The sequence below is a fragment of the uncultured Agitococcus sp. genome (assembly GCF_937920075.1).
In the GTDB taxonomy this organism is placed as follows: domain Bacteria; phylum Pseudomonadota; class Gammaproteobacteria; order Pseudomonadales; family Moraxellaceae; genus Agitococcus.
This window is the reverse complement of the sequence record NZ_CALETI010000377.1, coordinates 1-6,495: the sequence shown is the minus strand read 5'-3', so window position 1 is coordinate 6,495 and position 6,495 is coordinate 1. Positions and strand designations below refer to the sequence as shown.

The 6,495-nt window shown below is 41.4% G+C and carries 2 protein-coding genes and 1 pseudogene; all 3 read left to right on the top strand.

The window, feature by feature from the left end; all coding sequences use genetic code 11:
* A pseudogene (locus Q0212_RS12685) lies at positions 1 to 284 on the top strand (hypothetical protein); the annotation flags it as partial.
* A gap of 12 nt (positions 285 to 296) precedes the next feature.
* Positions 297 to 3,389: an efflux RND transporter permease subunit gene (locus tag Q0212_RS12680; RefSeq protein ID WP_297926083.1), complete on the top strand. Its 3,093-nt coding sequence runs from the start codon at positions 297 to 299 to the stop codon at positions 3,387 to 3,389.
* 218 nt (positions 3,390 to 3,607) lie between these two features.
* Positions 3,608 to 6,495, top strand: a 2,888-nt coding sequence (locus Q0212_RS12675; RefSeq protein WP_297926081.1) for an SNF2-related protein, incomplete at its 3' end; no start/stop codon positions are given.

Genomic DNA, 6,495 nt, shown 5'->3' with positions numbered 1-6,495 from the left:
CCTTGGCTTTAGGCCAATCGGCAACCTTACACCTTAACTTACAAGGTCAAAGTGGCTTAATCAAATTACCCACCAGTGCCTTAGTCGGTAAAGGTCAACAAACCACCGTGTTTGTGTTTAATCCACAAAGTCAAAAACTACAAAGCCAAGCCGTACAAGTGGCAGGTGTTGATGGTAATGAGGTGATTGTTGCTGGCCTACAACAAGGTCAACAAGTGGTCGTGGCTGGCGTGCATGTAGTGCATGAAGGGCAAGTTGTACGCCCCTTATTGGCTAAACAATAACGGGAGCGCACTATGAGTAACTCATCAGCCGAACGTTTTAACCTCTCGCGGATTGCCATTCAAAATCCTGCCATTACCACCTATTTGCTGATTGTCTTGATGTTGGCAGGGATTGCCTCGTTTTTTCAATTAGGCCAAGACGAAGACCCACCCTTTACTTTTAGAGCAATGGTGGTGCGTGCCTTTTGGCCGGGTGCTACCGCCTTGCAAGTGTCCGAACAGCTAACCGATAAATTGGAAGAAGTTCTCCAAGAAGCCCCTCATGTCGATAAAATTCGCAGTTACTCCAAAGCAGGCGAAACGACGATTTTTATTGAGGTGAAAGAATCGGTTCAAGCCAAAGATATTCAACATATTTGGTACACCATTCGTAAAAAAATCAACGACAAACGTCATACCTTACCTCAAGGCGTACAAGGCCCCTTCTTTAATGATGAATTTGGTGATGTGTATGGCGTGATTTACGCGCTGTCTGCTGATGGTTTTTCTTATGCAGAATTAAAAAAATATGCCGACCAAGTGCGCAATGAATTATTAAGAGTGCCTAATGTTGCCAAAGTTGAGCAATATGGCGTGCAAGATGAACGTGTATTTGTTGAAATTTCCCAAAAGAAACTCGCAAGAATGGGTATTGATATGCACCAAGTTATCAACGCCCTCAACCAACAAAATGCCGTTGAATATGCAGGTACGTTACGCACCCCTTTAGACGATATTCAAATCCGTTTAACAGGTCAATTTACCAATGTTGATGACCTGAAAAAACTACCTTTACGCTTTAATAATCGTAGTTTTTATTTGGGCGACATCGCCACCATTCAACGTGGTTACCAAGACCCTGCTGCCCCGAAAATGCGTTTAAATGGCCATGAAGTCATTGGTTTAGGCATTTCCATGACCAAAGGCGGTGACATCATCACTTTGGGTAAAGACCTTCAACATGCTAGTCAAAAACTACGCGACAGCTTGCCTGCGGGTATTGAATTGCAACAAGTGCAAGACCAACCTAGCTCCGTTAATCGTTCGGTGCAAGAATTTGTTAAAACCTTAGCCGAAGCCTTAGTGATTGTTTTAGTGGTTAGCTTTTTGGCATTAGGCTTACACACCAAACCTTTAAGAGTCGATATGCGGCCGGGTTTAGTGGTCGGTTTATCGATACCTTTGGTATTAGCGATTACCTTTTTAATCATGGACAGATGGGGCATTGATTTACACAAAATCTCGCTCGGCTCGCTGATTATTGCCCTTGGCTTGTTGGTGGATGATGCGATTATTATTGTCGAAATGATGGTGCGTAAACTCGAAGAAGGTTATGACCGTTTAAGCGCGAGTATTTATGCCTATCAAACCACCGCCATGCCCATGCTCACAGGTACGTTGATTACAGCCGCAGGCTTTTTACCCATTGGTTTAGCCAATTCTGCGGTGGGTGAATACACCTTTGCCATTTTTGCGGTAACGACGACAGCCTTAATTGTCTCGTGGTTTGTCTCGGTCTATTTTGTGCCATTTTTAGGGTATCGTTTATTAAAAACTCATCATGCAGGTTCAGCCGAACATCACGAAGTCTTTGATTCGCCTTTCTATAATGCGGTGCGTAACACCGTGGCATGGTGTGTGAATCACCGTTGGATTACCTTACTCGCTACCCTCGCCGCGCTTGGTGCAGGTATTATGGGCATGAAATTGGTTGAAAAGCAGTTTTTCCCCGACTCCAACCGTCCAGAAATGGTGATTGATTTATGGTTGCCCGAAGGTTCTTCGTTAACCAATACCGAAAGTATCGTCAAACGAGTTGAACAGCGTTTATTAGCCATTCCCGAAGCAGGTTCGGTGACTTCGTTTGTTGGTCAAGGCGCGCCGCGTTTTTACTTATCGTTAGACCAAATCTTTCCACAAAATAACGTCGCCCAATTGGTGATTATGCCGCCCTCTTTAGAAGCGCGTGAAAAAATTCGTCATCAATTACCTGTCATGTTACAAGAGGAATTTCCAGAAATTCGTGGCCGTGCGCGATTATTACCCAATGGCCCACCTGTACCCTATCCTGTAATGTTTAGAGTGATTGGTGATAATCCTGATAAATTACGTGCGATTGCCGATGAAGTTAAAACCATTGTTCGTGCAGACTCTGCGATGCGTGGTGTTAACGATAACTGGTCGGAAGAAGTCAAATCTTTACACTTAGATATTGATCAACAACGCGCACGCGCTTTAGCTGTGACCAGTTCTGATATTGCCACCGCCAGCCAAACTATTTTGTCAGGTTTAACCATTGGCCAATATCGTGAAGAAAACGACCAAATTCCGATTATTTTGCGTCAACCTAAAGAAGAACGTGACAGCATGACTGCCTTAACAGGTACATATTTGCCCACAGGCAGTGGCCAGTCTATTCCTCTAGCACAAATTGCGCGTCCTAATTTGCAATGGGAATATGGCGTAGTATGGCGGCAAAATCGTCAGTTTGCCATTACCGTACAAGGGGATGTGGCTGATGGTATTCAACCTGCCACCGTTGCCTTACGCATTAATGAAAAACTTGAAGGCTTACGCGCTAAGTTGGATGCTGGCTACCATATTGAAATTGCAGGGACAGTCGCTGAGTCACAAAAAGGTACATCGTCCATTCAAGCTAATGTGCCTTTGATGTTATTTATTATCTTTACCTTGTTGATGTTGCAATTACGTAGCTTCCCACGGGCGTTATTGGTGTTTTTAACAGGACCTTTAGGAGTGATTGGTGCCGCGTTAATGATGTTAGCACTCAACCGTCCCATGGGTTTTGTCGCGACTTTAGGGATTATTGCGCTTAACGGGATGATTATTCGTAACTCGGTAATTTTAATTGACCAAATCGAGCAAGATATTGCCAATGGTGTTGATAGATGGCAAGCCGTGATTGAAGCGGCGGTACGTCGTTTTAGACCGATTATTTTAACGGCTGCGGCTGCGGTATTAGCGATGATTCCGTTAATGCACAGCACCTTTTGGGGGCCAATGGCGGTGGCAATTATGGGTGGGTTGATTGTGGCAACAGCATTAACCTTGCTCAGTTTACCCGCAATGTATGCCATTTTCTTTAAAGTGAAAAAAACGGCTTAACTTTCTCTAAGTCCGTTTTGCAAATCAAAGGATGAGTCGTGGAGGCTCATCCTTTTTTATTTTAAAGATTTTTTGAGTCTACTTAACCTGAGTTCGGAATCAAAGCAATAAGTACTTTTCAATAACACCATAAAAACCATCTACTCTCCCCTATTAAATAACCTTTATTACTCGTTAAAATAATGAGCAAACATACGCCATAAGATTGAACAAGCACCATGACTATTGCACTTAACCGATTTCTGCAATCTTTGTTTGATTACACAATCCTACAACGTAGCCGAAACTACTTAACACAAATTGACCAAGGTAGCATCGACCTCAGTTATACCAATGACACGGCTACTCTGTCTGCCGTGGTTGAAGGAGGCGACTACTATCACACTAAAATTACTTATAGCACCAAGTCAAAACAGTTAATTAAGAGTGAATGTAGTTGTCCTGTAGGCAGAAATTGCAAACATGGTGCTGCCCTAGCACAATTGTTTTATAATAATTTTTTAGAAAATTTTAGCGATAATGTTGTTCCATTCGTAAAACCCAATAACCCTGCTAGTAGCACTGCCTCATCTAACATTAATGCCACACAAGCCTTATCTTGGCTCAAGGAATTAAGCACCAATCTCAATGCCACACCTAACACCAAAAAAGAAATCGCCTCTCCGTTTATTTATGAGCTTCAACAAGAGCAACAACTCAGCCTGACACTTTATAAAATCAGACGTAATAAAGCCAACGAAATCCGAGAGCAAAAAACCTATACCAATTTTGATAATATCGTCCTTTATAGAATTGCTATGCCACACGCAGAGCGTCATGCTTTTTTGCCCATTTATAGCCATCATCACGGCCAAAAAAAAGACGCAAACTATCACACCTATTACGAACCAAATTTAAACATTAACCATCTGCCGTTGATAGATTTGCAAAACCTCATTAGCCATGCAGAATGTTATTGGCATGATAGTACAATCCCCTTAAGTTATTCAGACACATCTTATCAATTACAGCTTAAATGGCAGCAAGATACACAACAAGGCGAAAGATTGGTCGCTACTCTACAAGCTAAAGACCAAACCTCACCCATTCCTGATAAATTTGAGGTACTTTATACCCAACCCTTAGCCTATCTTGATACCGAGCAGTGCATCATTGGCCAACTTGAGTGCGAATATGCCAGCCACGTCATTCGTCAATTATTAGCAATGCCTAACATTCCTAAAGCTCTGATTCCCAAAGTCAGTGAAGTCTTACAAAGCTCGCCTCTTACTCAAAAAATTGCTCAACCAAACTCTCTAAAAAATATCGAAGATATTTATGGCACATTAACACCCATTATTCGTTTTGGTGGTTTTAACAAGATTGCAGATTATTTATTTCATCAAGGGCTAGGCTTGGCCGAAATTTATTTTGACTATATAGGTGGGACTATTAGAGCGACCGAAAAAAACAGTTATTTTTTTGGTACAGACAATGGCGAAATGGTACGTCAACACCGTGATTTATCTCAAGAAAAACAGCGTATTAGCCAATTACAAAAACTAATTCCGTCTTTACAGTGGCTTGAAAAGAATAAGAGCATTCAAGCACTTACTCACAACCAAGAGCATGCTTTAATTTTAGCTCAAAATACCGACTTTATTAAAAACATTATTCCCACCAACAAATTTGCAGAATTTGGTTGGCAAGTTGAACATCTGGCTGACAGTCCTTTTAATGTTCAATTGGGTCATAACATCAACTTATCACTGACCGAATCTAGCTCACAGCAAGATTGGTTTGAGTTAGGCGCAACGATTCAAGACCCACAAGGCAATACCTTTAATTTAGTTGATTTGTTAAGTCGATTAATTAAAAGTCATCCTTTTTTGCTTGACGCTGCCTCGCTTGAAGAATTACAAGAAGACGATTTTTTAAGTGTTTATCTAGGTGAAAATCAATCAGCCTTAGCGTTACTTATCAAAGATATAAAACCTATTTTACTGCATCTTGGCCATTTGCTTAACCAAGATAGTCATGGCATGGATAAATACGATGCCGCACAAGCCCTTGCACTACAACATGTATTGGGTATGCCGTGGCAAAATAATGAGCGTTTACAACAATTTGCCAACAAGCTCAAACAAGGTTATAGCCAACAATTGCCTACACCTCAAGGTTTTGTGGGTGAGTTACGTCCTTATCAACAACAAGGTTTGGGTTGGCTACAGTTTTTACGCGACACAGAACATGGTGGCATTTTGGCTGATGATATGGGTTTGGGCAAAACTGCTCAAACCTTAGCGCATATTTTACTCGAAAAACAAGCAGGTCATTTACAGCAAAAACCTGCCTTGATTATTGCGCCCACCTCGTTAATGTATAACTGGCTTAAAGAAGCCCAAAAATTTACCCCTGATTTAAAGGTGTTAGTATTACAAGGCGCAAATCGTCATCAAGATTTTGATAAAATTCCCCAACACGATATTGTGTTAAGCACTTACCCATTGTTAGCCCGTGATGAAGAGCTGTTAAAACAACATTCATATCATTTGTTAATTTTAGATGAGGCACAAAATATTAAAAATCCGCGTGCTAAAGCAGCACAGGTAGTACGTCAGTTAGATGCCAAACATCGGCTGTGTTTAACAGGCACACCCATGGAAAACCATTTAGGAGAATTGTGGTCATTATTCTATTTTTTAATGCCAGGTTTTTTATCGAGCCAAGAATTATTTAATAAACACTATCGTCACCCTATCGAAAAAAAGGGTGACAATCAATTACGACAAAAACTGGTTAATCGTATTAAACCCTTTATGTTGCGCCGCCTAAAAACCGAGGTTGCCAAAGAGCTGCCGCCCAAAACCACTATCGAAGTCAATGTAGATATGAGTGAGTCACAGTCTAAACTCTATGAAGCTGTACGTGTGGCCATGCAAGCTAACATTCAAGATATTATTGCCAAACAAGGTTTTAAACGTAGCCAAATTGCCATTTTAGATGCCTTATTAAAACTCCGCCAAGTGTGTTGCCACCCCAGTTTGTTAAAGCTCGACAAAATTTCATCCGATAAAGCCAATTCCGCCAAGCTAGAACAATTAATCGACATGGTCACCGAGATGGT

Coding starts and splice junctions, on each gene's coding strand:
- Q0212_RS12680 (WP_297926083.1), top strand. CDS start 297: ATGAGTAACTCATCAGCCGAACGTTTTAACCTCTCGCGGATTGCCATT.